Here is a 26,113-nt window from a genome sequence, read left to right on the forward strand (position 1 = left end):
GTCCGACGGCCGAACGGGCCGGGCACCCCTGGCGGGTGCCCGGCCCGTCGTCGTGTCAGCGCACCTTCTGGGTGACGGCGACGCAGGCCAGGACCACGAGGACGGTGGGCAGGGCGCCGGTGCCGGGCCGCTCGCCCAGCAGCAGCACCGCCCAGGTCAGGGTGAGCAGGGGCTGGACCAGCTGGATCTGCCCGGCCCGCGCGACGCCGATCAGACCCATGCCGCGGTACCACGGGATGAAACCGCCGAACTGGCTGACCAGGGAGAGGTAGACCAGACCGGCCACCGCGGAGGGGGTCGGCGCGACCGGTTCCAGGGCCAGGGCGACGGCGGTGACGGGCAGGCTGAGGGGCAGGGTCAGCACCAGGCCCCAGGCGATCACCTGCCAGCCGGGCATCGAGGCCGCCAGCCGGCCGCCCTCGGCGTACCCGTAGGCGCAGGCGAGCAGTGCGCCCAGCAGGAAGAGGTCCCCGAGCCCGGGTGAGCCGCCGGTGCGGGCGAGGGTGAACCCCGCGACGGCCGCGGCGCCGACACCGGCGGCGATCCAGAACGCGGGGGAGTGGCGGGTCCCGCCCAGGAGGGTGGCCAGGACGGCGGTGGTCACCGGCAGCAGCCCGACGACCACGGCGGCGTCGCCCGCCCCCGTGCTCCCCAACGCCAGTGAGGTCAGCAGCGGGAAGCCCACCACACAGCCGGCGGCGACCGCCGCCAGGGCGGGGAGCTGCGCACGGGTGGGCAGCGGTGCGCGGACGGCGGCCAGGCAGCCGGCGGCGACCAGCCCGGCGACCGAGGCCCGCAGCACGGCGGTGGTCCACGGGCCGAAGCCCTCCAGGGCCAGTGCTGTGGAGGGAAGGGTGAGGGAGAAGGCGGCCACTCCGAGGAGGGCCAGGACGGCGCCGCGCGGAATCGCTACCGAGGATCGAGTGGTAGCGCTATCGTGTGCTTTCATGAACAAGGGTAGCAGTGGCCGGGATCTGACCGAGGTCCTGCGTCGTGAGTTCGAGCGCTACGCCCCCGGGGAGCGGCTGCCCGCCAGCCGGACCCTGGTGGAGCGGCACGGGGTGGGACCGGTGACCCTCTCCCGGGCGATGGCCCGCCTGGTCGCGGAGGGGCTCGTGGTCACCCGACCCGGTGCGGGCTCCTTCCGGGCCGGGGAACCGGTGCGCCGGCCCGCGCGGGACACCTCCTGGCAGGAGGTCGCCCTGGACGCGGCGCCCGAGGCGGGCGGGATCCCGCGCAGCCTGGACGACTCCGGGTTCCTCGCCACCCTCGCCCCCGCCCCGGCCGGGGTCGTCCCCCTGCACGGCGGCTACCCGCACGCCTCGCTGCGCCCGGACCGGGAGCTGGCCGCCGCCGCGGCCCGGGCCGCCCGCCGCCCCGGCGTGTGGGGGAGCCCGCCGCTGGAGGGGGTGGCGGAGCTGCGCGACTGGTTCGCCCGGGAGATCGACGGGGCGTCGCTGGACGCCTCGCACGTGCTGGTCACGGCGGGCGGGCAGAGCGCCCTGTCCACCGCGCTGCGGGCGCTGGCACCGCCCGGATCCCCGGTCCTGGTGGAGTCGCCGACCTACCCGGGGCTGCTGGCCATCGCCCGGGCCCTGGGCATGCGCCCGGTGCCGGTCCCGGTGGACGGGGACGGGGTACGGGTGGAGCTGCTGGTCGAGGCGTTCGCCGCCACCGGTGCCCGGGTGCTGGTGTGCCAGCCCCTGTTCCACAATCCGACCGGGGCGGTGCTGACGCAGGAGCGCCGTGCCGGGGTGCTGCGGGCCGCCCGGGAGGCGGGCGCGTTCGTGGTGGAGGACGACTACGCACGGCGGTTGGCGCACACCGACGCCCCTTCCGTGCCGCCGCCACTGATCGCCGACGACCGGCACGGGACGGTGGTGCACGTCCACTCGCTGACCAAGGCCTCCTCGCCCGGGCTGCGGGTGGGCGCCCTGGCGGCGCGCGGACCGGTGCTGCGCCGGCTGCGCGCCGTCCAGGTGGTGGACTCCCTCTTCGTGCCCCGGGTCCTCCAGGAGACGGCCCTGGAGCTGGTGGGCTCCCCGGCCTGGGCGCGGCACCTGCGGGCGTTGGCCGAGGGGCTGACCCGGCGGCGCACGGCGGTGGCGGCCGCCCTGCTGGAGCGGGCTCCGCTGGTGGAGCAGGTGTTCCGGCCGGGCGGCTACCAGGTGTGGGCGCGCCTGCCCGACGGCACCGACGAGGACGCCGTCGCGGCGGCGGCCCCGCGCGCCGGGGTGAAGGTGGCGGCCGGGCGGCCGTTCTTCCCCGGGGAGCCGCCCGCACCGTACCTGCGCCTGGCCTACGCGGGCACCTCGGGGCCGGAGGAGGCCGCCGAGGGGGTGGCCCGGCTGGCGGCGGCCCTGGACGCCACCCGGGAGCCGCTCTAGAAGGGTCCGCAGGCGTCGGGCAGGTTCGCCAGGGCGTGCACCTCGGCGGCGACGTCCTCGGGGCCTTCGACGGTGCGGCCGAAGGGCAGCCGGACGTCGTGGTCGCCGTCGGGGCCCTCGAAGCGCAGGGTCATGCCGTAGCGGTCCACGCCCAGAGGGCGGGGCGGGACCGGGGGGACGTCCCCGGGGCATACCTCGGCCAGTGCGGCGAGCAGGTCCGGGTGGTCCTCCTCCAGGTGGCGCAGCCAGGGGCCCTCCCAGCGGCCCAGCGGGTCCGGCTGGGCCCGGAGGAACTCGTCGTTGCCGAGCAGGTGGCAGCCCTCGGTGTCGGAGTGCACCACCAGGTACGGGTCCAGGGCGACCATGGTGCGGCCGTGGCCGATGTCGAGCAGGCGCTCGTCGGGGTCGTCGCGGATCAGCCGCAGGGCCCGCATGCGCGCCGTCGCCTCGTCCAGGGCGGTGAGGGTCCCGCTGATCCACAGCAGGGAGCGCGTGGGGTCGCGCAGCGCCACCGCGCTGGTGTCCGTGAACTCGACGGTGGCCGCGGTGCGCCCGCGGGACATCTCGTCCAGCAGGTGGTGGCGGTCGGGGAGCAGCAGGCTCACCGTGCCGCCGGGGTGCACGTGGCAGGCCGGGTCGACGAGGTGGAGGGTGCCGCTCTGGGTCGTGACGGTGGCCGGATTGGGCCGGGCCAGGACCGCTCTGGCGCGCTCGGCCGGGGAGGGGGCCAGATGCCGGGAAGTATGCAGGGGAACCACCTCAACTATGCTTAGGTAAGGCTAACCTACAAGAATCATCGGGTGGAGGGAAAGTCCCGGATGTGAAAAACCAGGCCCCCGGTCGTGGGACCGGGGGCCTGGACGATGCTTCCAGGGCGTGTTCGCCGGATGCTTTCGTGCGGCTCGGCGCTTGCGCCGAAGGACACGAGCGGCCGCCGGGCGATCTCTCGCACGACGACGAGCGCAGGCGGCGCAGCGGGAGGCGGCCCGGCGGCTCCGCTGAGGCACCGCGCCGACGGCGTCCGTTGAGGGCGGCGGGGGCGGGCGGAACGACCCGTCGAACACGCCCTAGTGGGCTGCGAACAACCCGGCGCGCAGCTCGCCCGCGATGTCGTTGTCGCCCCGCCGGGTGAGCAGTTCGATCAGGGACTGCGGGTCGGTCGGGGCCCGGTCGTCGCTGGCGGTGATCCGGCGGGAGAGGATCTTCAACGCCTCCTCGGTGGAGGACGGTGCCGTGTAGCCGCTCAGGTGCAGCGCCCGCGCGGTCGGCGAGTAGTTGCTCAGGTCGGTCGCCGGCAGTTTGCGCGCGTCCAACCGGTCGCCCGACACGGTGATGAAGACGCGGTCGCCGGGCTGGGCGGCCTGGCGGCGCAGCAGCGGCCGTAGCGAGTCGAACGCGGGCTGGTCGCGCCAGACCAGGACCAGCAGGTCCGCGCCGGGCGCGGTCAGGCACAGCAGCCGTCCGGGCTGTAGGCCCAGGTGGGTGGCGTATCCGGCGGGCACCGCCACCGGGGCGCCGTTGAGGTGGTCGGCGGTGATGTCGATGCGGTGCCACCAGCGGCCGTCGGGCGCCCGGAAGCAGCGGGCCGCCATGGCCGGGTCGCCGGGGATCGGCCGTCCCGGGGCGGCGGGCGGCGCCATCGGAGCCGGGGCGGGCGGCATCTGCTCCGGGGGCGCGGGCATCCGCATGTCCGCGGCGGCCGCGAACGGGGCGGGAGCGGGGTGTGCGGGCTCGGGCGCCGGCCCGTCGGGGCGGCGGCGGATCGGGAGTCCGTTCTCCGTGGTGGCCCCCGAGTCGTCCGTGGTGTGCCCGGGCTGGCCGCCGGGCGCCTCCATCGGCACCGACGGGTCGACGAGCACGCGCCCGTCCTGAAGGCTCACCCCGGGGGTGCTGAGCAGCCAGGCGCGCAGCTCCTGCTGGCGGATGCCGATCCGGCCCAGCCGGATGCCCGCCTCGGTCAGGCCGGGCCCGTCGGACAGCAGCTCGCGGGTCTGCCAGCGCAGGCGCCCCGGGTCGTCGGCGATGAGCCAGCCGTTGTGCATGCGCCGGTCGGTGAACAGGGTGATCACCACCCGCCACAGCGGCGTGTGCAGGGTGGGCACCTCCACCGGGTGGTCGGGGTGGGCGTTGATCAGCCGGTCGATCGTGGTGGCCGTGCCCAACTGCTCCGACAGGTCCCGCAGGTGCTTGGTGATGGGGGCGCCCTCGGGCGAGTTCAGCCAGCGCAGCAGCCGCTCCTCGACCTTGCGCTGGGCGGACCGGATGTCGGTGACGTCCACGGCGATCTGCTCGGACAGCACCCGGATACTGATGGGGTCGGTGGCGAACAGGCGCTCGGCGGCCACCGTGCGCTCCAGATCGGGCCAGGAGCGGAACATCTCCTCGACCATGTCCACCAAGGGGTGCTCGCCCAGTGCCGGGGCGGGCGGGCGCTCCTCCTGCTCGGGGCGGTGCTTGGGCGGCCCGAAGCTGGGTCTGCGCAGGGTCCGCCCGGGGCCCAGCAGCGAGCTGCGGAACTGCGAGCGCAGGTCTCCCACGCCGTTCCCGGCCGAGGCCTCGGCCTCCAGCGCCGGCCCGGGGATCATCGCGGCGGAGCTCACCATGGCCATCGGCACCGGCTCGGGGCCGCCGACGGCGGCGGGCAGAGCGGTCTCCTGGTGCTCTTCGTCGCGCTGGGCGCGCAGCGCCCGCAGCGTACGGATGGCCCGGGTGGCCGGGGTCTGCGGCGGCGTCGGATCGCTTCCGGCGCCCCCGGAGGCCGCGGCCTGGTCGGAACCGGTGGCGGTGGTCAGGTAGTCCAGGGCGTTGCGCACGTGCTCGGGCGCGGTGTCGGGTAGCCAGTGCGCGATGGTGCGCACCGCCTCCAGCATCAGCGCGGGGGAGGGGGTGGGCCCGCCGGGCAGGTCGCCGCAGGGTTGCAGGGCCCGCCAGGCCACGGTGCTCACCACGTCCATCACGCGGCAGTCGCCCAGAGGCCAGGCGCCGATCTCCTGGGGCGGGCTGGAGATGAGGTGGTCCCAGTCGCCGGCCGACGACAGCACCGCGCTGCGCACCGGCTCGGCGAGGTCCTCGCAGCGCACGTCCTGGGAGCGCAGGTTCGGCAGGAACTCGGCCAGGGGCACGTGCCCCCACTGCTCCACGGCCAGACGCGCGATCCCGTGCGCCAGCCAGGGCGGACCGGCGATCTCCAGGACCCTGGCGACCGGCAGCGAGTGCCACCAGCCGTCGATCAGCCGGTCATGGTGGAGCAGGGGAGCCACATCCGGCGACCTCGACCAGCGCAGCGCGGGCGCGAGGTCGACGAGGCAGATCGGAGAGACGGCGTTCATCCGCTGGGGACCTCGACCTCCTGGTGTCTGCACGTGAATTGGGGAGGAACCGCACGGGCCTTCGGTTCGATGCACCACAGTACGCGCCCTTCACCCGCCGAGGGGACCCGCCCGGAAGGCGGATGGGGATGCCACGGGTGGGCACGGCGGCCGGGGGACAGGGGTGCCGTGAGCACTTCCGGAGATCGTACGTCCCTTGACGCCACATGGGTACCCCCAGGCCGCCCCGGTCCTCGCGGAGAACACCCCGCCGGCGGGGTGTCGGTCACCCCGGAGCGGGATTTGCGCCACGTGGAACCGCAAGGATATGTGATCCACCTCATAAGGGGCATTAGACTCTTCCCCTGGCGTGCGGGCGTTGTTGTTCACGGAGCCGTCACGCTCGCTCCCCGCTCCCGAAACGGGGGAGGGCGGTGGGCGGCGGAGGATACAGGCGCGCCCCACCAGCGCGTTCGGTGACCCGCACGCCTTCGTCGGTCCCGGGTATGCTGGACGGGCACTGTCCTCGCCCGAACGACCTTCGAGCCGGGTGGCCGCCCCGCGGCCGCAGGGGTCGACGGTGTTTCGGAGACGGGGGGCGACCCACCGCGACCCGTACCAGGATTCCGTACCCGCGCACCCTACGGCGCCCAGTCGGCGTGGGACGGTCGAGCCGGATGATTGGTTGACGTGACAGACCTTGAGATGAATCCCCCCGTGACCGCTCCCTCGCGTAGACCGGAGTCCATTCGGTCCTATGTGGCGATCGGTGACAGCATCACCGAGGGGATGGAGGACGACAGCGGCCCCGGCGGCCAGTACCGCGGCTTCGCGGACCGGCTCGCCGAGCACCTCGGCCAGGTGACCGCGGACTTCCGTTACGCCAACCTGGGCGTGCGCGGCCGTCGGATGAAGCACATCTTCGGCGAGCAGCTCGACCGGACGCTGGAGTGGAAGCCCGACCTGGTCACCGTGCTGGCGGGCGGCAACGACGTGCTGCGCCCGGGTACCCGGCTGGACGACATCGCCGAGGAGTTCGAGCAGGGCATCCGCCGCCTGTGCGACGCGGGCATCCGCACCGTCATCATCTCCGGACACGACACCGGCTGGATCCCCGTGCTGCGCTACTACCGCGGCCGCATCGCCGTGTTCAGCATGCACATGCGCGCGATCGCCGAGCGCACCGGGACGGAGATCGTCGACATGTGGGCGCTCAACGCCCTCACCGACCCGCGCGCCTGGAGCGACGACCGGCTCCACCTCAACGGCACCGGCCACCAGATCGTGGCGGCCCGCATCGCCGACCTGCTGGGCTTCCCGATGGGGCCGCGCGAGTCCTGGACCGACCCCTGGACCACCCCGCCCCGGCAGCTGCCCGCGATCCTGCGCCGCCGGGAGAACCGCCGCTGGGCCCGCCAGCACCTGGTGCCGTGGCTGCGCCGCCGCGCCATGGGCCGCTCCTCGGGCGACGGCCTGCTGCCCAAGCGCCCCGAGCTGGACTACCTCAACGACGAGGAGACCCGCGCGCGCATCGCCCGCGCCATCGCCGAGGGCCGCTCCCCGCTGGTCCCGGTGGAGGACGCCGCCGAACAGCCCACCAGCAGCCCGTCCGGCGTCAAGGGCCCCGAGCCCCTGCGCTGACCCCGGCCGCACGCGCCCCGCCCGGCCCGGCGGTTTCAAGGGGGCGTCGCGACACCGATCGAACCGAACGGGGTCCGGCGGACGCTCGGCCGGGGAGTCCCGGCCGAGCGTTCCGCGTGGACGGTGATTCGGCTTCTGAGCGACGTGCCCAGGATCCGACGGCTCCCGGCGCGGGGCGCCGTCGTACCCGGCGGAGAGGCCGCGGGGCACCGGCGGGGTTCCGCGGACCCCGAGGCGTGTTCCTAGGTGCGGGAGAGGGACTGGATGAGGTCGCTGATGCGGACCACGCCCAGGCACTGGCCGTAGGTGTTGACCACCACGAGGTCGTCGTAGACGCGCTCGGTGTCCTGGCCGGCGATGCGCAGCGCGGCGATCGCCGACATCCACGCCGGGACCGTGCGCGGCGACTCCCCCAGCCGGATCGCGGGGCGCTTGGCGTGCAGGGCGTGCCCGTAGCGGCCGGTCACCGACAGCAGGAACCGGGTCCGGTCGATCACGCCCACCGGCCGCTCCCGGTGGTCGATGAGGATCGCGCTGTTGAGGGCCTTGTCGTCGGTGAAGGCCTCAAGGACCTGCTCGGTGGTGGCGTCGGAGTCGAACCCCACCGGCGGGACCATGAACTCGGTGACCTGCGGGCCGTCGTCCCCCGCCTGCCCATGCCCGGCGGTCGGCTCGGGCACCGGGTTCACCCGCTCCCCGGGCCGCCAGGCGGGGTCGGCGAAGAACGGGCCGGTGCCCACCTTCACCCCGCAGCGGCGCAGCCGCACCACGTCCTCGGCGGTGTCCACCCCCGCGGCCATGGCGTACACCCCGCTGCCGCGGCCGATCCGGGCCAGGCCCTCCACCACGGTGGCGTGCCGATGGTCGGCGGCCACCCCGGAGACCACGCCCGGGTCGATCCGCATCAGGAACGGCGTCGCCTCGACCACCAGGTCCGGGCGTACCATCGCGGTGCCGAAACCGCACCGGAAGCCCGCGCTGCGCAGCCGCGACACCCCCGACACCACGATCTTGCGGGGCAGGTCGGCCAGCTCGGACCCGAGCATGAACGTGATGTCGCGGGGCCGCCGTCCGGCCCGGCGCAGCAGGCCGTCCACCAGGTCGACGAACCCGTTGCGGGCCATCAGGGTCCGCGCGGGCAGCGGCAGCACCAGCGGTAGCAGGCTCTCGGTCCCGGCGGACTCGCGCACCAGGGCCAGCAGCCACTCCGCGATGGCCTCCATCTCCTCCGGAGGCATCTCCAAAGGCCCGCCCCGTGTCCCGGCCGGGGCGGGGGAGATGATTTCGACGGCCACGACGGCGCCCGAGTCCAGGTCGACGATCGGCTGGAAGCCGAACGGCGTCCGGTCCGGGCGGGGTGCCGGTCCGGCCGCCCGGGGAGCGGTCACCGTGGGGGTCCGGTGCGAGTGCGTTGTGGTCACCTGTCCATGGTGACGACAGGCCCGGCGTACCTGAAGGCGTTTTCGCGGCTGTTCAGCTCACCTTCACGGGCCGTTGGTCGGGTTCTCTCCTGCATAGGGAGAAGGACCCCGCCGACCGACGGGGTCCTCGTGCGTCCGCGGACGCGGTGTGCCGGATCAGGCCCGGCGGAACACCAGCGCGACGTTGTGGCCGCCGAACCCGAAGGACTCGTTGATCGCGGCGACATCGCCGGAGGGCATGTCCCGGGGCTTGTCGCGGACGATGTCCACCGCCACCTCCGGGTCCAGCTCCTGGATGTTGATGGTCGGCGGGATGCGTCCGTCGTGCAGCGCCAGGACGGTGGCGATCGACTCCACCGCGCCCGCACCGCCCAGCAGGTGGCCGGTCATGGACTTGGTGGAGGTCACCGCGATCCGGTCGGCGGCCGACCCCAGCGCGGCGCGGATGGCGCGGGTCTCGCCCACGTCGCCCGCCGGGGTGGAGGTGGCGTGCGCGTTGACGTGCACGATGTCCTCGGGCGCCAGGTCGGCGTCGGCCAGCGCCTGGGTGATGGCGCGGGACTGGCCGGCGCCCTCCGGGTCGGGCTGGACGATGTCGTAGGCGTCGTTGGTGTAGCCGACGCCGGCAGCGTGGGCGTACACCCGGGCACCGCGCTTGGCGGCGTGCTCGGCGGACTCCAGGATGACGATGCCCGCGCCCTCGCCCATCACGAAGCCGTCACGGTCCTTGTCCCAGGGCCGCGACGCCGTCTGCGGGTCGTCGTTGCGGGTGGACAGGGCGCGCATCGACGCGAACGAGGCGATGTTGAGCGGATGGATCGCGGCCTCGGTGCCGCCCGCGATGACGATGTCGGCGCGGCCGGCGCGGATCATGTCGACACCGTTGGCGATCGCCTCGGCGCTGGAGGCGCAGGCGCTGACCGGAACGTGCGAACCGGCGCGGGCGGTGTACTCCAGGCTGATGGCGGCGGCCGGGCTGTTGGGCATGAGCATGGGCACGGTGAACGGGGAGACCCGCCGCCAGCCCTTCTCACGGAAGGTGTCGTACTGCTCCAGAATGGTCAGGATGCCGCCGATGCCGCTGGAGACCACCACGCCCAGGCGCAGCGGGTCCACCTCCGGGGCGCCGGCGTCGGTCCAGGCCTCCGCGGCCGCGATGAGCGCGAACTGCTGCGTGCGGTCCAGCCGGCGCAGCCGCGGCTTGGGGAGCTTCTCCGAGGGTTCCTGCGCGATACGCCCGGCGAAGTGCACCGGAAGGCTCTCGTGCCACTCCTCGGGCAGCGAGCTGATACCGGAACGGCCGTCGAGGAGCGCGGACCATGTGGTCGCGACGTCCCCCCCGAGCGGGGTGGTGGCGCCGAGGCCGGTGACGACGACATCGGTCTTTGTCATGATCCGATCGCCCTTCGTGGGTCGTCCCGGCTACGGGGCCGGGCGTGGCGGATGACTGGGATGGTCCGGCGGGGTGGGCCGGTCGGGCCGCCGGGTCGGGATGATCGGTCCCCGGCGACCCGGACGGGTCACTTCTGGATGAAGGTGATGACGTCCTGGACCGTCTTGAGGTCCTTGAGCTGCTCGTCGGGGATCTCCACACCGAACTTGTCCTGGGCGGCGACGGCGATCTCCACCATGGACAGCGAGTCGATGTCGAGGTCGTCCACGAAGTTCTTCTCCGGGGTGACCTCGGAGGGCTCGGTGCCGACGATCTCCTCGATGATGACGCCGAGGCCTTCCAGGATCTCCTGCTCGCTGTGAGCCATGTGCTTCTTCTCCTTGCGTGTGTTCTGTGAACGGGGATGCGGTCCGGATCTTCGGCCGCGTGTCGTCAGGGGATGCGGATCACCTGTGCGGCATAGACCAGCCCCGCGCCGAAGCCCAGGGTGAGGACGGTGCTCCCCGACGGGAGCTCCCCGCGTCCGATCATGCGCGACAGCGCGAGCGGGACGGACGCGGAGGAGGTGTTGCCAGCGGTGACGATATCGCGGGCCACGAGTGCCTGGGGCGCGCCCAGCTTCTTGGCGATCGATTCGACGATCCGCAGGTTGGCCTGGTGCGGGACGAAGGCGGTCAGCTCCTCGGGAGCCACTCCCGCGCGCTCCAGCGCTTCCAGGGCGGTCTTGTACAGCTCGGTGGTGGTCCAGCGGAAGACCGCCTGGCCCTCCTGCCAGAGGTACTTGTGGTCGCGCAGGTAGATCTTGTCGGCGCGCTCGCCGGAGGACCCCCACACCACCGGGCCGATGGCGTTGTCCTCCGCGGCGGAGACCACGGCCGCGCCGGCGCCGTCGGCGAAGATCACACAGGTGGAGCGGTCCTCCCAGTCCATCCAGTCGGAGAGCTTCTCGGAACCGATGACCAGGGCGTTGCGGGAGCTTCCGGCGCGCACCATGTCGGCGGCCACGCCCAGGGCGTAGCAGAACCCGGCGCAGGCGGCGTTGAGGTCGAACGCGCCCGGGGCGACGATGCCCAGCCGGGCGGCGACGGTCGCCGCGGTGTTGGGGATCTGGTCCTGCGGGGTGCAGGTGGCCACGATGACCAGGTCGATGTCCTCCGGGGACAGCCCGCCGGCGGCCAGGGCCTTGCCGCCCGCGGTCACGGCCATGCTCGCCACGGTGTCCTCGGGACCGGCGATGCGCCGCTCCTTGATACCGACGCGGCTCTGGATCCACTCGTCGCTGGTGTCGACCCGCTTCTCCAGATCGGCGTTGGTGACCACCTGCGCCGGCTGGTACTCGCCGAAGGAGCGGATCGCCGCGCCACCGGGGATGCTCGGGGTGGGGAACATGGGTCAGCCTTCCTGGTCGGTGCCCGCGGCGGAGGTCCCCGCGTGCTCCTTGATGAGGACGCCGGCGCGCTCGATGTCCTCGGGCGTCTTGACCGCGAGGAGGTCGATGCCGCGCAGGGCGCGTTTGGCCAGACCGGTCAGCGTGCCCGCGGGGGTCAGCTCGATGAGGGCGGTGACGCCCAGATCCGCCAGGGTCCGCGTGCAGGCGTCCCAGCGCACCGGGGAGGAGATCTGGGAGACCAGCCGGTCCAGGTACTCCTTGCCGCTCTCGACCACCGCGCCGTCGGCGTTGGACAGGATCGGCACCACCGGGTCGGAGGGTGACAGGGTGTCGGCGGCCGCGCGCACCCGCTCCACGGCCGGGGCCATGTGCCCGGTGTGGAAGGCGCCCGCCACCGACAGGGGACGCAGCCGGGCCCTCTCCGGCGGGTTCTCCGCGAAGGCCGCCAGCTGCGCGGTGGTGCCCGCGGCGACGATCTGGCCCGAGCCGTTGTCGTTGGCGGGGGTGAGTCCCGCGGCGGCGATGGCCGCCAGCACCTGCTCGCGGTCGCCGCCCAGGACGGCGGTCATGCCGGTCTCGGTACGGGCGGCGGCGTCGGCCATGCCGCGGCCGCGTTCGGCGACCAGGGACAGCGCGTCCTTGGGGGAGAGCACACCGGCCACCGCGGCGGCGGTGAACTCGCCGACGCTGTGCCCGGCGACGGCGTCCACCAGGGAGGCCTCCGCCGGCAGGGCCGGGGAGGGCGAGGCCGGCGGACCCAGGACCGCCGCGGCCGCGATCAGGCCCGCACCGACCAGCAGCGGCTGGGCGACGGCCGTGTCGCGGATCTCGTCGGCGTCGGCGGTGGTGCCGTAGCGCACCAGGTCGAGCCCGACGACCTCCGACCACGCGGCGAGCCGGTCGGCGACGCCGGGCAGTTCGAGCCACGGGGAGAGGAATCCGGGGACCTGGGCACCTTGGCCGGGAGCAACGATTACAAGCACGATATCCACCTTGCCCTGTAGGAGATCACCGGTTGGAGGGGGAGGAACACGAAGTTCCCTCGGAGGTGCTTGTGGGAACCCCACAAACCCGTGTCCGACGTGTGTCCACAAGCCCGCGGGCCGGTGAGAGGGGTCACTCTCGACGGTACATTCCCGCAGCCCGGAGGCCTTCCCACCGCGGGCCGGCGGCCTTCAGCCCGGGACACCGGGGTGGACCGCCGCCCCCGGGGGCGGGGGATGCGAACCTAGAGGGGTGAACACCGATGAGAACGCCGGCACCGATGAGCAGGAGCGCGTCCGCGCCGAAACGGTCCGCCGCCTGGAGCGCTCCATGGGCACCCTGGGCACCGCGGCCGTCGCCCGTATGGAGGAACGCCTCGGCTGGTTCCGCCGGATGTCGGCCCAGGACCGCTCCTGGGTGGGCCTGGTCGCCCAGTCCGGGGTGGCGGCCTTCGTCGACTGGTTCCGCAACCCCAGGCGCGGGCGCCCCGCCATCACCGTCGAGGTCTTCGGCACCGCTCCGCGCGAGCTGACCCGGTCGGTGTCCCTACAGCAGACCGTCGACATGATCCGCGTCGTCATCGACGTCGTCGAGGGCCAGGTCGACGAGCTGGCCGCGCCCGGCGGCGCCCAGCAGCTGCGCGAGGCCGTGCTGCGCTACACGCGCGAGGTGGCGTTCAGCTCCGCCAAGGTCTACGCCCGTGCCGCCGAGGCGCGCGGCGCGTGGGACGCCCGGCTGGAGGCGCTCATCGTCGACGCCCTGCTGCACGGCGACCGGGAGGACGGGCTCCAGACCTGGGGGTCGGCGCTGGGCTGGTCGCTCACCCCGGTGATCACGGTGGCCGGGGAGATCGCCGAGGGCGACGACGAGACCAAGGTCCTGGACGACCTGCGCGCCGCCGCACGGCGCCTGAGCCACGACGTCCTGGCCGGGACACAGGGCCGGCGTGTGGTCGTGGTGGTGGGCGTGGGGGAGCGCTACCCGGCCGAGGACCTGCCCGGTGCCGCCGCCGAGCCGCTGGCGGGGCTGTTCGGCCCGGGGCCGGTGGTGGTCGGCCCGGTCGTGCCCGACCTGCGCTCGGCGGGGGAGTCGGCCCGGGCCGCCGTCAGCGGGCTGCGGGCCGCGGTGGCCTGGCCGGACGCGCCGCGCCCGGTCTCGGCCGCCGACCTGCTGCCGGAACGGGCGTTCCAAGGGGACGCCGAGGCACGCGCACAGCTGGTGCGGGAGGTGTACCTGCCGCTGGCCGGGGCCGGGTCACCGCTGCTGGACACCCTGTCGGTGTACCTGGAACACGCGTCGTCGCTGGAGGCGACGGCCCGCATGCTGTTCGTCCACCCCAACACGGTGCGCTACCGGCTCAGCCGGATCGCCGAGCTGACCGGCCACACGCCCTCCGACGGGCGGGGCTCGTTCGTGCTGCGGGTCGCCGTCGCACTGGGACGACTCGCCGAGGCCGCGGACGGTTGACGTGGGATGTGTCATTCATCCCGAAACGGCCATGACCCTGTCGAACGGGGAACCCGGGACGTAACCTGATCGTTAATCCGCCATGCGTGCGCCCTTATCCGAGCTTCACCTGCGCCGGGTATGTCTGATGCTGCCCGTGTGCGCCCGGGGACCGCATGAAAAGGGATAGCTTTGTAACGGTGAAGCGCGAGGTCCGCCCGGTCTGAGGGCACTCCCGGGTGGGGGCCCGCGCACACCGTCGGGTCACGACGTTCTTTGGGGGTCAACGCTGTGGTCGAACGACCGAGGAAGTGGTCCTGGACGGACAATCCGGTGACCGAGTTCGTTCTCCAGCCGACGCAGGAAGGCGAGCTGCGCAGACGGGCGCTCTTCTGGCTGCCCGCACCGCTTCCCGTGGTCGGACTGGTCGCCCTGTCCGTGGGCGGTTCCCTCTCGGCCGCGGGGTGGACGATCCTGCTGGCGACGAGTGTGGGCGTGGGCACGCTGCTGATGTCCCTCATCGTCCAGCCCACGCCGCTGCCCGAGGGGCTGGCGCCGCCGGTGTCCGCCCGCCGGGCGCTGCACCGGTTCCGCCAGTTCACCGGGCTGCGCATCGCGCTGGCCCTGGCCACGATGGCGATCGGCGCCGCCGCGGCGCTGGTGGGCGGCGGGCTGTACCCGCTGCTGGCGGCCCTGGCCCTGGCGGTGCCGCAGCTGCTGCTGGCGATGCCCACCTTCTTCACCATCACCCGGGCCCGCCGCGCCATGGAGGCGTGGGGCACCACCGCCTACCTGTGGCACGCGCTCTCGCGCCCGGCCAAGGTCACCTGGCCGATCGTCACCCCGGCGGTCAAGGCCTGGCGTTCCCGCCGGGTCGAGCGCTCCCGCGAGTCCATGCGGCAGAAACTCGCCGAGCGGGCCTGGCGCAAGGCCGTCCGCGACGAGACCGAGAACGGCGGCGGGGCGGACCTGGAGGCCGCCAACGAGCGCACCGACCTGCTGCGCCCGGTGGCCCCGCCGGCCGCCGGCGCGGACGAGCCCACCGAGGTCGTGCCGCACCTGGGCGCCGACCCGGCCGGGGACGCCCCCCAGCGCGCGGGCGAGGACGGCGGGGAGCCCACCGCGGTCCTGCCGCACCTGGCCGAGGACGAGCCGACCGCCGTGCTCCCGCACCTGGGCGAGGCGTCCGACGCCGGGGCCGAGGAGGCGGCGGCGAAGAAGCGCGAGGGCTCCGGTCCGCGCGCCACCGTCAACCGGGCCGCCCGGCAGTTCATCGAACGCGGCAGCGGGGCCCTGGGCCTGGCCGTCCGCAAGACCCGCCGCGGCCACTCCACCACCCGGCCCCACCCGCACAAGCCCTGATCCGTTCCGGGGCCGCCGCCCCGGCCCCGCGGCGCGCTCCGGATCACGGCCCTGCCCGTCCCCCGTCCCCGCCCGGCCCGCGGGCGGCGGACCCGGTGCGGGCCGGCGCCCCTCCACCGGCCGCCACGGCCGGTCGCCGCCGTCGGCGGCGGGCGGCTCCGAACCGGACGGACCCGACCGGACCCACTCCCGCTCCGGCGGCGTCGGCCCCCCTCGTGCCACCACAGGCCGAGGGGACGGACGCCGCCCGGCCACCGCCGCTCTCCCCGTGGCCCTACACGTCCACGGTGGAGTGCACCTCGGGCAGGGCGTCGGGGCCGCCCTCCACCACGTGGTACCAGCGGGCCCGCGCGGTACGGCCCGCGAAGGACACCTCGCCGATGGTGTTGCCGAAGTAGAGCCCCGAGGACAGCCGCCAGCGCAACGGCGACCGGGGCACGCGCGCCAGCCACGTCATGATCCGCCCCGCCAGGTGCACGGGCGCGCTCGCCGACAGCCGCGCCATCCGGCGGAAGTTCTCCGGCAGCCGGTTGCACAGCGGGGAGGACACCAACTGGAGGATCGTCGACCCGCCCTCGCCCACGTCCCGGTGCCGGGCCGGGGCCGTGTAGGAGAAGTGGACGTCGCCGCTGAGCAGCAGCACCGACGCCGGGGCCGGACCGCGCTCGCCGCGCGCCACTCGGCCCACCGCGTCCGCCAGCCGCTCGAACGAGTACCGGAAGGCGCCCCAGTGTTCGAGGTCCAGGGCCTGGCGCAGCCGCTCGGCGGGCCCGCGCAGCCACCCGCCCCAGGCACCCGCGCACACCGCCTCGTTCCAGGCCTCCAGATGGTGCACCGAGGGCGGCAGCAGCACCGGGACCGTGGAGGCGACCACCACGTGGTCGGGCCCGCCGGTCAGGTGCTCGTCCAGCCAGGCGTGCCCCGACGCCCCCAGGATGGACCGTGAACCGTCCGACGGGTCGCCCTCGCCCAGGGCGCGGCCGCACCGCGTGTCGAGCATCAGCACCCGCACGCCGCCGATGTCGTGGCGGTGGCTCCACCGGTAGGACTCCGGCTCCGCGTTCGCCCGCAGCGCGAACGCGTCCACCTCCGTCCCGGCGTCGACCCGTGCGGCGCGCACCCGCGCCCACAGCGGGTCCTTGTCCCTCTCGGCGGGGGAGAGGTTGCCCAGGTGCTGGTAGACCCAGTAGGCGCCCAGCCCCGACGTGATCCTGGTGCGCCACCAGGGGTGGCCGTCCATATCGCGTCGCCAGGCCGCCGAGGTGTTCCAGTCGTCGCGGATGTCGTGGTCGTCGAACACCATCAGGGTCGGCACCGTCGACAGCAGCCACCGCACCTGCGGGTCGCTCCACGACTGCCGGTACAGCTCGGCGTACTCGTCGAAGTGGACGACCTCGTCCTCGGGGCCGTCGCCGCCCGTCTCCTCCCGGTGCCCGCGCAGGAACGCGCGCATCGGCTCCTGGATCTCGTCGGCGTACACCTGGTCGCCGATGAGCAGCATCACCAGGTTGTCCTCCACCGGAGCCGCCGCCAGCCGCCGGGCCGTCGCCCGCAGCAGGTCCGGCCCGTAGCGGACCACCCCCTCGGGGGTGTCGCCGGTGGGCGTGCGGCACGAGCCGTACAGCAGCCGGGTCGGGGCGTCCGGATCGAGGGTGCGCAGCGTGCTCGGCGGGAACGCCGACCCCGGCTCCGGCCACACCCGTTCCTCACCCAGGAAGACCTCGTAGGGCAGCACCGATCCCGGTTCCAGACCGGTGATCTCGCACACCGCGAAGTGGTGACCGTGCACGGTGAACGTGTCCGTGACCGCCGTCACTCCGCCGTCCGCCACCACCCGGACCCGACCGGGCGCGGACGTCTGCACCCACACGGTCGCGGTGGTCACGCCGACATGCCGCAGCACGGGCCCCAGCGGTAAAGAGGCGGTCACCGTTCTCCCTCGTTTCGGGCGGGTTGGCACACGTAGTGGACGAGTATGGCCCCTCTCGGACCGTATAGCCATCCACAGGCCGAAAACGGGATGGTTGCACGAAGGCCCCACCTGCGCGAAGGTGACGCTATGCGGACACAGATCCTGGAGTTGCACACCGGCGGATCGGAGAGCATCACCGACATCACCCGCCAGTGCGACGAGTTCGTCGCCGATAATGGAGGCGACGGCCTGCTCAACGTCTTCGTCCCGCACTCCACCGCGGGTGTGGCGATCATCGAACTCGGCGCGGGCTCCGACGACGACCTTCTGGCCAACCTCGACGACCTGTTCCCCGCCGACGACCGATGGCGGCACGAGCACGGGACACGGGGACACGGCAGGTCGCACGTCATGCCGGCCTACGTCGCACCGCAGACCACCGTTCCGGTGTTCTCGGGGCGGCTCGGACTGGGAACATGGCAGTCCATCGCGGTGGTCGACCTCAACGTGGACAACCCCGACCGCACGGTACGGCTGTCCTTTCTCTCCTCCGGGTGAGCCGCAGGGCCGCCCCGGCGACGGGGACACGTTGACGGACGGGCCCGCTAGCGTGTGAACTAGGCCATCAGCGATGGCCGCGGGCACACGTGACGGGTGGCGGAAAAGCCCGGCATCGTTGTGACAACTGCTTCGTGCAGGCAAGATTGAGAAAAACCATCTGTGGAGGAGAACTTTCGTGAGCGCGACCGCGGGCCAGGCACAGAGCGAGCGTGACTTGGCTGACCGACTCGGATTCAAGCCGGGTCAGGTGGTGCAGGAATTCGGCTTCGACGACGACGTCGACGAGGGCCTGCGCGCATCCATCGCCGAGCTCACCGGTGAGGAGCTGGTCGACGAGGATTACGACGGCGACGTCGATGCGGCGCTGCTGTGGTGGCGGTCCGACGAGGAGGGTGACCTGACCGACGTCCTCGTGGACGTGGTGACCACCATCGCGGACGGCGGCACGATCCTGGTCCTGACCCCCAAGGCGGGCCGTGAGCTGCACGTGTCCCCCAACGATGTCGCCGAGGCGGCCACCACCTCCGGTCTGTCCCAGACCAGTGCGGTGAGCGTCGGAGCGGACTGGTCGGGAACGCGCCTGGTCGTGCCCAAGCGGTGACGGACATCACCCGTACGGGGTGACGCATCCGGTGCCGCGCGTCCCGCCTACGGGCGCGCGGCGCTTCAGGGACGCCCGCACACGAACGAACGAGCAGATGACGGACATCGTGCCGGGGGACACCGCCCCCGATTTCACCCTCCAGGACCAGTACGGACGGGACACCGCGCTCTCCGCGCTGCGCGGTCGGCCGGTCCTGGTGGTGTTCTACCCCCTGGCGTTCTCCGGCGTGTGCTCCGGGGAACTCGCCGAGCTGAGCGCCCGCCACGCCGAACTCGCCGAACTGGGCACCGTACTGGCCGTCTCGGTGGACTCGGTCTTCGCCCTGCGCACCTGGTCGGACCGGGAGGCGTTCCCGTTCGCGCTGCTGTCGGACTTCTGGCCGCACGGGGCCGTCGCCGACGCCTACGGGGTCCTCGACCCCCACCGGGGGACCGCCCGCCGCGGTACCTTCCTCATCGACGCCGAGGGCGTCGTCCGCTGGACCGCGCTCGCCCCGATCTCCGAGCCCCGCGACACGGAGGACTATCTGAAGCAGCTGCGCGCCCTGGCCTGAACCGGGCGCGCAGAACCGCGCGCGGACCGCCGCCGCGAAGCGGTATGATCGCCTGCGACGCAAGGGCGCGTAGCTCAGCTGGTCAGAGCAATTGCCTTACAAGCAATAGGTCAGGGGTTCGAGTCCCTTCGCGCCCACTCCACTCTCACACGACCCTGCTCGGGGGCCTCCGGCCGCCTCGCAGGGTCGTTCCGTGCTGTCCGTCGGGGGAGACCCGGTTGTCCCCTGGTCGAGGCCACGGGGCCGGATCGGTGGGCGGACCGCACCCGCACAGGGCGGTCCGCCGCCCGGTACGCCGACGTCGGGCATGCCGTCGTACCGGGCGGCGGACCCGTGCCGCGTCCTCAGCGTTGCAGTGTCAGCAGGCCGGGCCGGTAGGGCAGGAGGCCGTAGTCGGTGCCGTCAGAGCCGGGGTCGCGTCCCTGGTAGAGGAACTGCAGGTTGCAGGCGTCGACGGTCATGGTCTGGTCGGGGTCGGTGCGGATCAGCTCGCCGTGGCTGATGTCCCTGGTCCAGGTGGCGCCGCTGTTGGCCAGGCCGGCGAAGGGGTTGCCCTCGGTCGCGGCCTGCGGCGTCCACGTGCCGTCCAGGCCGGTGGCCGTGAACGAGCGGAAGTAGCGACCGTTCGCCCCCATGGCCTCGACGAGCATGAGGTACCGCTCCTCGCCTTCGAGCTTGTAGACCTGAACCGCTTCGAACAGGTTGCTCCTGGTGTCACTCATGACGACCGTCGATGACGAGCCGAAGCTGCCCGGGAAGTCGTCGATGGGCATGTCGGCCCGGTAGATGTTGCCGTTGTTCCCGGCGAAGAACAGGTACATGTGCGTGCCGTCGCCGATGATCGCCTGATCGATGGGTGCCGAGTCGGGGATGCCCCCGGAGAAGAGCGTCTGCGGCGCCGACCAGCTGTTCACGTCTGTGGGGTCGGTCGACGTCCGATAGGAGAAGGCGGGTCCGCCCCACTGGTAGGCGAGCACCCAGATGTCCTCGGGGGCGAAGTAGAAGAGCGACGGTGCGACGGCGGGGAAGGGCATCGGGTTCTGGCCGGCCGAGGCCATGCCGGACCAGTCCGAGAAGAGCCCGAAGTTCATCGAGTCCCATGACGTTCCGGTGTCATGGGTCGTCGCATAGACGAGGTGCCTGCCGTTGTAGGGGGCGTGGGTGAAGTCCTTGAGCGAGACCCATCCCGGCCCCGGCTGCGCCAGCGGTCCGGTCGACGTCCAAGAGTACGTTGACGGAAGGGCGCACGTGTCGCCCGCGCCGTCGACGCGGACGAGTCGCCACTGCTGGTTGGCGCCGCCCCAGTCGTCGTACTGCACGACGTCGGCCCCGTCGGCGGTCGAGGCCCCCTGGACCTCCACGGCCTTGCCGCTGTGCCGGTTGACCAGCCGGATGTGGCCGTCGGGCGAGTCCTCCAACCGGAACTGCTGGTTGGCCTGGTCGTGGTCGGTCCACTGGACGATGGCGGCGCCGTTGGCGGTCGACCAGTCGTGGACGTCCAGCACCTTGCCCGAATGCCGTGACTGCAACCGGTAGTGGCCGTTGCCGGAGTCGACGAACCGCCATTGCTGCTGGTACTGGTCGTTCCGGGGCCACTGGGCGATCCGAGCCCCGTTGTCGGTGGCCAGGTTGTACACGTCCAGTGCCTTGCCGCTGGCGCGGTTCACCAGCACGTACCACGCGTTCGTGTCGACCGTCGCCGCCGCGGCGGGCGTCGGCGTTGCCAGGGCGCCGGCACCGCCGATCACCATCGCCATCGCACCGGCGATGACGAACCGCAGCAACCAGCCGCGCCGCGATGAGGGCGGCGTGGCCGGAGGCCTGTCTGATGCGGACATGATCCTTACCTCCCATGGCCGAGAACCGCACGGTCCGCCCGAGCCGGGTTCACCTCGGGTTCCGGGCGCGCACTCGGCTTTGTGAGCGCTAACATTTTTCTCGGGACGCTTTGGCGCATGCCTGGAGCAAGCTCTGCCATTGCAGCCCTGTCCGGAAAAGCAGGGGCTCCGCTGCCCCCGCCATCGAATGTGAGCGATCACACTTTGGATGTCAAGATGGGTATCCGGTGTGAATTCTCGACGTGGGCCTCGACGGCCGAGGGCCCCTCGTGCCGGGGGTCCGGGGCACCCGGCGCCACGAACCGGATGCGAACGCGGGCCCGGAACGCCGGTTCGCCCCCACCGCCCGGCGCGCCCGACCACCGGTGCTGTCGGACGCGCCGCTCTCGCCGCCTCGCGGGGCCGTCCCGCCGTTCCTCCCGGACTACCCCGGCGTGGTGTCCTGGCGTGCGGTGGCGGGACGGGCGTGGAGGCGGGGGGCGATCAGCGGCGGTCGGCGCTGCCGCGAGTCGGGCGAGCGCAGGGCGTGGAACTCCGTCTGCTCGTACACGATCGAGCTCTGCACCCGGGTCACCTCGGAACGCTGCGACATCACGTCGAGCACGAGCTGTTGGAGGTGCTCGGCGTTGCCGACCGCCACATGGATCAGGAAGTCCTCGGCGCCGCTGACGTGGTAGAGCGAGCGGGTCTCCGGCAGGGCGATGGCGAAGTCCACGAACCGGTTGAACACCTCGCGGGTGTGCGGCCGGACCTGCACGGAGAGGATCGCGTTCATCGCCAGCCCGATGGCCGTCGACGACACGTGGGCGTGGATCCCCGTGATGACGCCCCTCTCACGCAGCCGTCGGACACGCAGCAGGCAGGTCGACGGTGCGACTCCCACCTGTTCCGCCAGTTGCTTGTTGGGGATGGTGGCGTCTTTCTGGAGCTGTTCGAGGATGGCCCAGTCGATCGCGTCCAGTTCGATTGCGGCGGCCATAGCTCTCCATGATACGGACCGCATACGGGTCGGAATCCGCCCCGATCGGGACACGGTCTCGGGGCGTCCGCCCGGGAACACCCCGCGTTCACCGGGGGGACGCCGCGGCGGACGTCCCGGTCGCGGTGAAACCGGCCTGGATCTCGCGCAGCCGCGATTTTGTGAGCAGGCCCTTGGCGAGCACGAGCTCGGCCACGCCCGCCCCGGTGGCCAGCGCCTCCGTGGCGACGGCGGTGGCCTGCTCGTAGCCGAGGTGCGGGCTGAGCGCGGTGGCCAGGCCGATGGACCGCTCCACCTGCCGGGCGAGGTGCTCCCGGTCGGTGGTGATCCCCGCGACGCAGCGGTCGGCCAGGGTGCGGCAGGCCGCGCCCATGTGCGCGAGACCGGACAGCAGGCGGTGCGCGATGATCGGCTCGAAGGCGTTGAGCTGCAACTGGCCCGCCTCGGCGGCCATGGTGACGGTCAGGTCCCCGCCGATCACCTCGAACGCGACCTGGTTGACCACCTCGGGGATGACCGGGTTGACCTTGCCGGGCATGATGCTCGACCCGGCCTGCACGGCGGGGAGGGTGATCTCGCCCAGCCCGGCGCGCGGGCCCGAGGCCAGCAGCCGCAGGTCGTTGCAGGTTTTGGACAGCTTCACCGCGATGCGCTTGAGCACCCCCGACAACTGCACGAACGCCCCGGCGTCCTGGGTCGCCTCGACCAGGTCGGGAGCGACCGACAACGGGATCCCCAGCAGCGCGGCCAGGTGCTCGCAGGCGGCGGCCGGGTAGTCGGGGTGGGCGTTGAGGCCGGTGCCGATGGCGGTCCCGCCGAGGTTGATCTCGTGCAGCAGCGCGCACGCCTCGGAGAGCCGGGACCGGTCCTCGGCGAGCATCACCGCGTAGGCGCCGAACTCCCGGCCCAGGGACATCGGCACGGCGTCCTGGAGCTGGGTCCGGCCGACCTTGAGCACGTCGTCGAACTCGGCGGCCTTCACCGCGAAGGCCGAACCGAGGTGCTCCATGGCGTCCGACAGCCGGCGGGCGGCCAGGTGCAGGGCGATCTTGACGGCGGTCGGGTAGACGTCGTTGGTACTCTGCCCGGCGTTGACGTCCTCCAGCGGGTGCAGATGCCGGTAGTCGCCCCTGTCGTGCCCGAGGTGCTCCAGCGCGCGGTTGGCGATCACCTCGTTGGCGTTCATGTTGGACGAGGTGCCCGCCCCGCCCTGGACCACGTCGACGACGAACTGGTCGTGCAGGCGGCCGTCGAGGATCTCCGAGCACGCCTTCTCGATCGCGGCGGCCTTGCCGCCGGGGAGCAGCCCCAGGTCGCGGTTGGCCCGGGCGGCGGAGAGCTTCACCGCCGCGAGGGCCCTCACCAGCTCGGGGTGGGCGGACAGGGGGATGCCGGTGATGGGGAAGTTCTCCACCGCGCGCAGGGTGTGGACGCCGTAGTAGGCGTCCGCGGGTACGTCGCGCCGTCCGAGCAGGTCGTGCTCCACCCGGTGGCCGTCCTGGCGGGGCGGGGTCATCGCAGGACTCCGTCGGTCTCGGGCGCGAGCGGGGCGAGCGGTTCGTCGGAGAGCAGCCGGCCCAACGCCGCGATGCGCTCCGCCGGGTCCGAACGGTGCAGCAGGGCGGAGATCACGGCCATCCGGGCCTGCGGCGCGCGCAGGGTCCCGGTCGGCACCGCTCCGGCCGCGATCAGGTCGACCCCGCCGCCACCGGAGTAGATCCCGGCGACCGGGCCTGCGGGCACCCGGGTGGTGAGCGCGACGAGCACCCCGGCGGAGACCGCCTCGGCGACGGCGTCGACGAACACGGGGGAGGCGTTTCCGGATCCGGTGCCGGCCAGGACGATGCCCCGGGCCCCGGCCGCGACCGCCGCGCGCAGCAGCACCGGGTCGGCGCCCGCGTGGTGCGTGACGATGTCGACCCGGGGTGCGGGTCCGTCGGGGAGCGGCAGCGGCGGCCGCCGCGGCGGCCGGTGCCGGATGAGCACACGGCCCTCGGAGACACCGCCGACCGGCGTGCCGGACGGGTCGCCGAAGCCCTCGACGGCGAGCGTGTGCTGTTTCACGGTGCCGCGCGCGGCGTGCACCAGGCCGTCGAACACCACCACCACACCGAGGTCGTGCCCGGTGGCGGCGACGCTCAGGGCGTCGCGGAGGTTGGCCGGGGCGTCGCTCTCGTCGTGGTCCGGAGGCCGCTGGGCGCCGGTGAACACCACCGGTCGGCCGTCGCGGTGGTACAGGTCGATCAGGAACGCCGACTCCTCCAGGGTGTCGGTGCCGTGGGTCACCACGACACCGTCGACCTCGTCGTCGGCCAGCGCCTCGTGCACGGCGCCCAGCAGGGTCAGCTGCTGGTCCGTGGTGAGCGCCGAGCTGTTCGCCGTGAACAGGTCCCGGACCCGAACCCGCAGTCCGTCGGGGACACCGGCCCCCTCAAGGATCTGGGGTCCGCTCAGCTCGGCGGTGTACCCGTCCCCGATCCGGCGGCTGGCGATCGTCCCGCCGGTGCTGATCAGTACGACCCGGCGGGTCGCGTCCTTCTGGCGCATCGTTTCCTTCTCGTTCCGAAGAGTCCTGGACCGGGACGCGGCCCGGGCCCGCCTGCGGCGGGTGCGGACCGCGTCCGGGTGGCGGTGGGTGCGGTCACCCGCAGGGCCGGGTCAGCGGGCTTCCGGGGCGGTACCGGACCGTGCGTCGTGCTCGTCGGCCGGGCCGGGCTCCCAGCACTCGATGCCGGTGACATCGGGCATCCTGTCCCGGGTGAAGACCGGGTCCAGGCCCTGCCTGCGCTGTTCCCGGTAGTCCGCGAGCAGGCGCAGGGCGAGCGCGCCGAGCGGTGCGATCGCGATCAGGTTGATCACGGCCATGACCCCCATGGTGACGTCGGCGAGGTTCCACACCAGGTCGAGCGAGGCGATGGCGCCCAGGAACACCATGGCGACCACGGCGGTGCGGTACACCGGCAGGGCTCCCGGGTGCCCGGTCAGGAACCGCAGGTTGGATTCGCCGTAGTAGTAGTTGCCGACCAGCGAAGTGAACGCCAGCAGGAAGATGATCACGGTGAGCAGGTGCAGCGACCAGGAGCCGAGGTTCGCTTCCAGCGCCCGCTGGGTGAGCTCCGCGCCGACCTCCTCGCCGTACACGGGGTCGGAGACCAGGATGATGAACGCGGTGACGGAGCAGATGACGAGGGTGTCGAAGTAGACGCCGAGTGTCTGCACCAGGCCCTGCTTGACCGGGTGGCTGACCGACGCCGTCGCCCCCGCGTTGGGCGCGGAGCCCATGCCCGCCTCGTTGGAGAACAGGCCGCGGCGGATGCCCATCATGATCGCGGTGCCCACGCCCGCCGCGCCGAACTCGCGCAGGCCGAACGCGGAGCCCACGATGTTCGTGAGCACGGCGGGGACCTGGTCGATGTTCATCCCGACCACGATCAGGCCGATGGCGAGGTAGGTCAGCGCCATGAACGGCACCAGGGCCTGCGCGACGTGGGCGATGCGGCGCACACCGCCGAAGATCACGAGCGCGGCGAGGACGGCCAGGGCCGCGCCCACGACGGGTGCGATCCACTCGGGGTTCTGCGCGCCGGTCGCGGTCGCCACCGAACCGCCCACGGCGCCGGCGATGCTGTTGGCCTGCACCATGTTGAACGCGAATCCGAAGGTGAAGATGATGGCGATGGCGAACAGTACGCCCATCCACCGCGCCTTGAGCCCGAGGGTCATGTAGTAGGCCGGGCCGCCGCGGAATCCGGTCCTGTCCGGGACCTTGAACAACTGGGCGAGGGTGGACTCGACGAACGCGGCCGAGCCCATGACGATGCCCATCAGCCACATCCAGAGCACGGCTCCGGGGCCGCCGAGGGCGATCGCGACCGCCACTCCGACGATGTTGCCCGTTCCGATGCGGGAGGCCGCCGAGATCGAGAACGCCTGGAACGCCGAGATGGCCTTCCCGCCGTCCGGGGCCGACTGCGGGGCGCTGCGCATGGAGCGCAGCATCTCGGGCACCAGCCGGATCTGGACGGCCCCGGAACGCACCGTGAAGTAGACGCCGACGACGGCCAGCAGGGGGATGACCAGGTAGGCCCACAGGACGTCGTTCATGCCTACGATGGCGCTGTTCAGCGCATCCATATGTTCGCTCCTTGTCGTGTGCGGGCACGCGGGGGATGCCGGGCTCGTCTCACCGGCACGACAGGGTTCCGTGGCTGGTCACCGAGGCGTGCTTCCGCTGATCGGCAATGGTCGACCCATCGGCGGTGTGCTTCAACACACCCTGCTCGCCGTGCGGGGAACAGGCGCTGTCTCCGAACCCTGTTCGACGCCGGGCGCCT

General features: G+C 72.9%; 21 protein-coding genes and 1 tRNA gene. 8 read left to right on the forward strand and 14 right to left on the reverse strand.

Annotated elements, in window-relative coordinates:
• Positions 1-55: 55 nt before the first annotated feature.
• The gene (locus tag QJS33_RS14040; protein WP_306368398.1) at positions 56-949 is read right to left on the reverse strand and encodes a DMT family transporter; all 894 of its coding nucleotides are present in this window, start codon (positions 947-949) and stop codon (positions 56-58) included.
• On the opposite strand from QJS33_RS14040, the gene QJS33_RS14045 reads away from it, so the two are divergent.
• Positions 948-2,387: a PLP-dependent aminotransferase family protein gene (locus tag QJS33_RS14045; protein WP_306368399.1), complete on the forward strand. Its 1,440-nt coding sequence runs from the start codon at positions 948-950 to the stop codon at positions 2,385-2,387. The two genes, QJS33_RS14040 and QJS33_RS14045, sit on opposite strands and share 2 nt — an antisense overlap.
• Here QJS33_RS14045 and QJS33_RS14050 read toward each other — a convergent pair.
• Both QJS33_RS14050 and QJS33_RS14055 read right to left on the reverse strand, forming a co-directional pair.
• Positions 2,384-3,145: a DUF2470 domain-containing protein gene (locus tag QJS33_RS14050; protein WP_306368400.1), complete on the reverse strand. Its 762-nt coding sequence runs from the start codon at positions 3,143-3,145 to the stop codon at positions 2,384-2,386. The two genes, QJS33_RS14045 and QJS33_RS14050, sit on opposite strands and share 4 nt — an antisense overlap.
• Positions 3,146-3,454: 309 nt before the next feature.
• Positions 3,455-5,716 (reverse strand): hypothetical protein, encoded by a 2,262-nt coding sequence (locus tag QJS33_RS14055; protein WP_306368401.1) that lies wholly within the window; start codon positions 5,714-5,716, stop codon positions 3,455-3,457.
• A gap of 738 nt (positions 5,717-6,454) precedes the next feature.
• Here QJS33_RS14055 and QJS33_RS14060 point away from each other — a divergent pair.
• A complete protein-coding gene (locus QJS33_RS14060; RefSeq protein WP_306368402.1) occupies positions 6,455-7,336 on the forward strand; it encodes an SGNH/GDSL hydrolase family protein in 882 nt (293 codons plus the stop codon).
• Between the two features lie 242 nt (positions 7,337-7,578).
• On the opposite strand, the gene QJS33_RS14065 is transcribed toward QJS33_RS14060, so the two are convergent.
• The 5 genes from QJS33_RS14065 to QJS33_RS14085 form a co-directional block, all read right to left on the reverse strand.
• Positions 7,579-8,757 carry an EAL domain-containing protein gene (locus tag QJS33_RS14065; protein WP_372339658.1) on the reverse strand — a complete coding sequence of 393 codons (1,179 nt, stop codon included), beginning with the start codon at positions 8,755-8,757 and terminating at the stop codon, positions 7,579-7,581.
• Positions 8,758-8,913: 156 nt separating this feature from the next.
• Positions 8,914-10,149, reverse strand: coding sequence for a beta-ketoacyl-ACP synthase II (fabF, locus tag QJS33_RS14070; protein WP_306368403.1), 1,236 nt, complete (start codon positions 10,147-10,149; stop codon positions 8,914-8,916).
• A 128-nt stretch (positions 10,150-10,277) separates the two neighbouring features.
• Positions 10,278-10,517: an acyl carrier protein gene (locus tag QJS33_RS14075; protein ID WP_306368404.1), complete on the reverse strand. Its 240-nt coding sequence runs from the start codon at positions 10,515-10,517 to the stop codon at positions 10,278-10,280.
• A 65-nt stretch (positions 10,518-10,582) separates the two neighbouring features.
• Positions 10,583-11,539 carry a beta-ketoacyl-ACP synthase III gene (locus tag QJS33_RS14080; RefSeq protein WP_306368405.1) on the reverse strand — a complete coding sequence of 319 codons (957 nt, stop codon included), beginning with the start codon at positions 11,537-11,539 and terminating at the stop codon, positions 10,583-10,585.
• Between the two features lie 3 nt (positions 11,540-11,542).
• Positions 11,543-12,523: an ACP S-malonyltransferase gene (locus QJS33_RS14085; RefSeq protein ID WP_306368406.1), complete on the reverse strand. Its 981-nt coding sequence runs from the start codon at positions 12,521-12,523 to the stop codon at positions 11,543-11,545.
• A 253-nt stretch (positions 12,524-12,776) separates the two neighbouring features.
• Between QJS33_RS14085 and QJS33_RS14090 the strand changes: the two genes are divergently transcribed.
• Both QJS33_RS14090 and QJS33_RS14095 read left to right on the forward strand, forming a co-directional pair.
• Positions 12,777-13,991, forward strand: a complete 1,215-nt coding sequence (locus QJS33_RS14090; protein WP_306368407.1) for a CdaR family transcriptional regulator — start codon at positions 12,777-12,779, stop codon at positions 13,989-13,991.
• 312 nt (positions 13,992-14,303) lie between these two features.
• The gene (locus QJS33_RS14095; protein WP_306368408.1) at positions 14,304-15,332 is read left to right on the forward strand and encodes a hypothetical protein; all 1,029 of its coding nucleotides are present in this window, start codon (positions 14,304-14,306) and stop codon (positions 15,330-15,332) included.
• Between the two features lie 274 nt (positions 15,333-15,606).
• Here the strand turns inward: QJS33_RS14095 and QJS33_RS14100 are convergent, their stop codons facing one another.
• Positions 15,607-17,262, reverse strand: a complete 1,656-nt coding sequence (locus QJS33_RS14100) for an alkaline phosphatase D family protein (protein ID WP_306368409.1) — start codon at positions 17,260-17,262, stop codon at positions 15,607-15,609.
• A gap of 129 nt (positions 17,263-17,391) precedes the next feature.
• Between QJS33_RS14100 and QJS33_RS14105 the strand changes: the two genes are divergently transcribed.
• From QJS33_RS14105 to QJS33_RS14120, 4 genes are all read left to right on the forward strand, one after another.
• Entirely contained in the window at positions 17,392-17,802 is a 411-nt protein-coding gene (locus QJS33_RS14105) for a secondary thiamine-phosphate synthase enzyme YjbQ (protein WP_306368410.1), read from the forward strand.
• 178 nt (positions 17,803-17,980) lie between these two features.
• Positions 17,981-18,406, forward strand: a complete 426-nt coding sequence (locus QJS33_RS14110; protein WP_306368411.1) for a DUF3052 domain-containing protein — start codon at positions 17,981-17,983, stop codon at positions 18,404-18,406.
• Positions 18,407-18,503: 97 nt separating this feature from the next.
• Positions 18,504-18,962, forward strand: coding sequence for a peroxiredoxin (locus tag QJS33_RS14115; RefSeq protein WP_306368412.1), 459 nt, complete (start codon positions 18,504-18,506; stop codon positions 18,960-18,962).
• A gap of 63 nt (positions 18,963-19,025) precedes the next feature.
• Positions 19,026-19,099 (forward strand) — tRNA-Val (locus QJS33_RS14120).
• 207 nt (positions 19,100-19,306) lie between these two features.
• Here QJS33_RS14120 and QJS33_RS14125 read toward each other — a convergent pair.
• The 5 genes from QJS33_RS14125 to QJS33_RS14145 form a co-directional block, all read right to left on the reverse strand.
• A complete protein-coding gene (locus QJS33_RS14125; RefSeq protein WP_306368436.1) occupies positions 19,307-20,719 on the reverse strand; it encodes a non-reducing end alpha-L-arabinofuranosidase family hydrolase in 1,413 nt (470 codons plus the stop codon).
• A 505-nt stretch (positions 20,720-21,224) separates the two neighbouring features.
• Complete coding sequence (locus QJS33_RS14130; protein WP_306368413.1) at positions 21,225-21,779, reverse strand: Lrp/AsnC family transcriptional regulator; 555 nt, start codon at positions 21,777-21,779, stop codon at positions 21,225-21,227.
• Between the two features lie 88 nt (positions 21,780-21,867).
• Positions 21,868-23,295, reverse strand: coding sequence for an aspartate ammonia-lyase (locus tag QJS33_RS14135; protein ID WP_306368414.1), 1,428 nt, complete (start codon positions 23,293-23,295; stop codon positions 21,868-21,870).
• Positions 23,292-24,326, reverse strand: a complete 1,035-nt coding sequence (locus QJS33_RS14140; RefSeq protein WP_306368415.1) for an asparaginase — start codon at positions 24,324-24,326, stop codon at positions 23,292-23,294. Before QJS33_RS14140 ends, QJS33_RS14135 begins: the two co-directional genes overlap by 4 nt.
• Before the next feature lie 111 nt (positions 24,327-24,437).
• Positions 24,438-25,913: a sodium:alanine symporter family protein gene (locus tag QJS33_RS14145; protein WP_306368416.1), complete on the reverse strand. Its 1,476-nt coding sequence runs from the start codon at positions 25,911-25,913 to the stop codon at positions 24,438-24,440.
• Positions 25,914-26,113 lie beyond the last annotated feature (200 nt).

Source organism: Nocardiopsis sp. CC223A, assembly GCF_030766825.1.
Classification (GTDB): Bacteria; Actinomycetota; Actinomycetes; order Streptosporangiales; family Streptosporangiaceae; genus Nocardiopsis.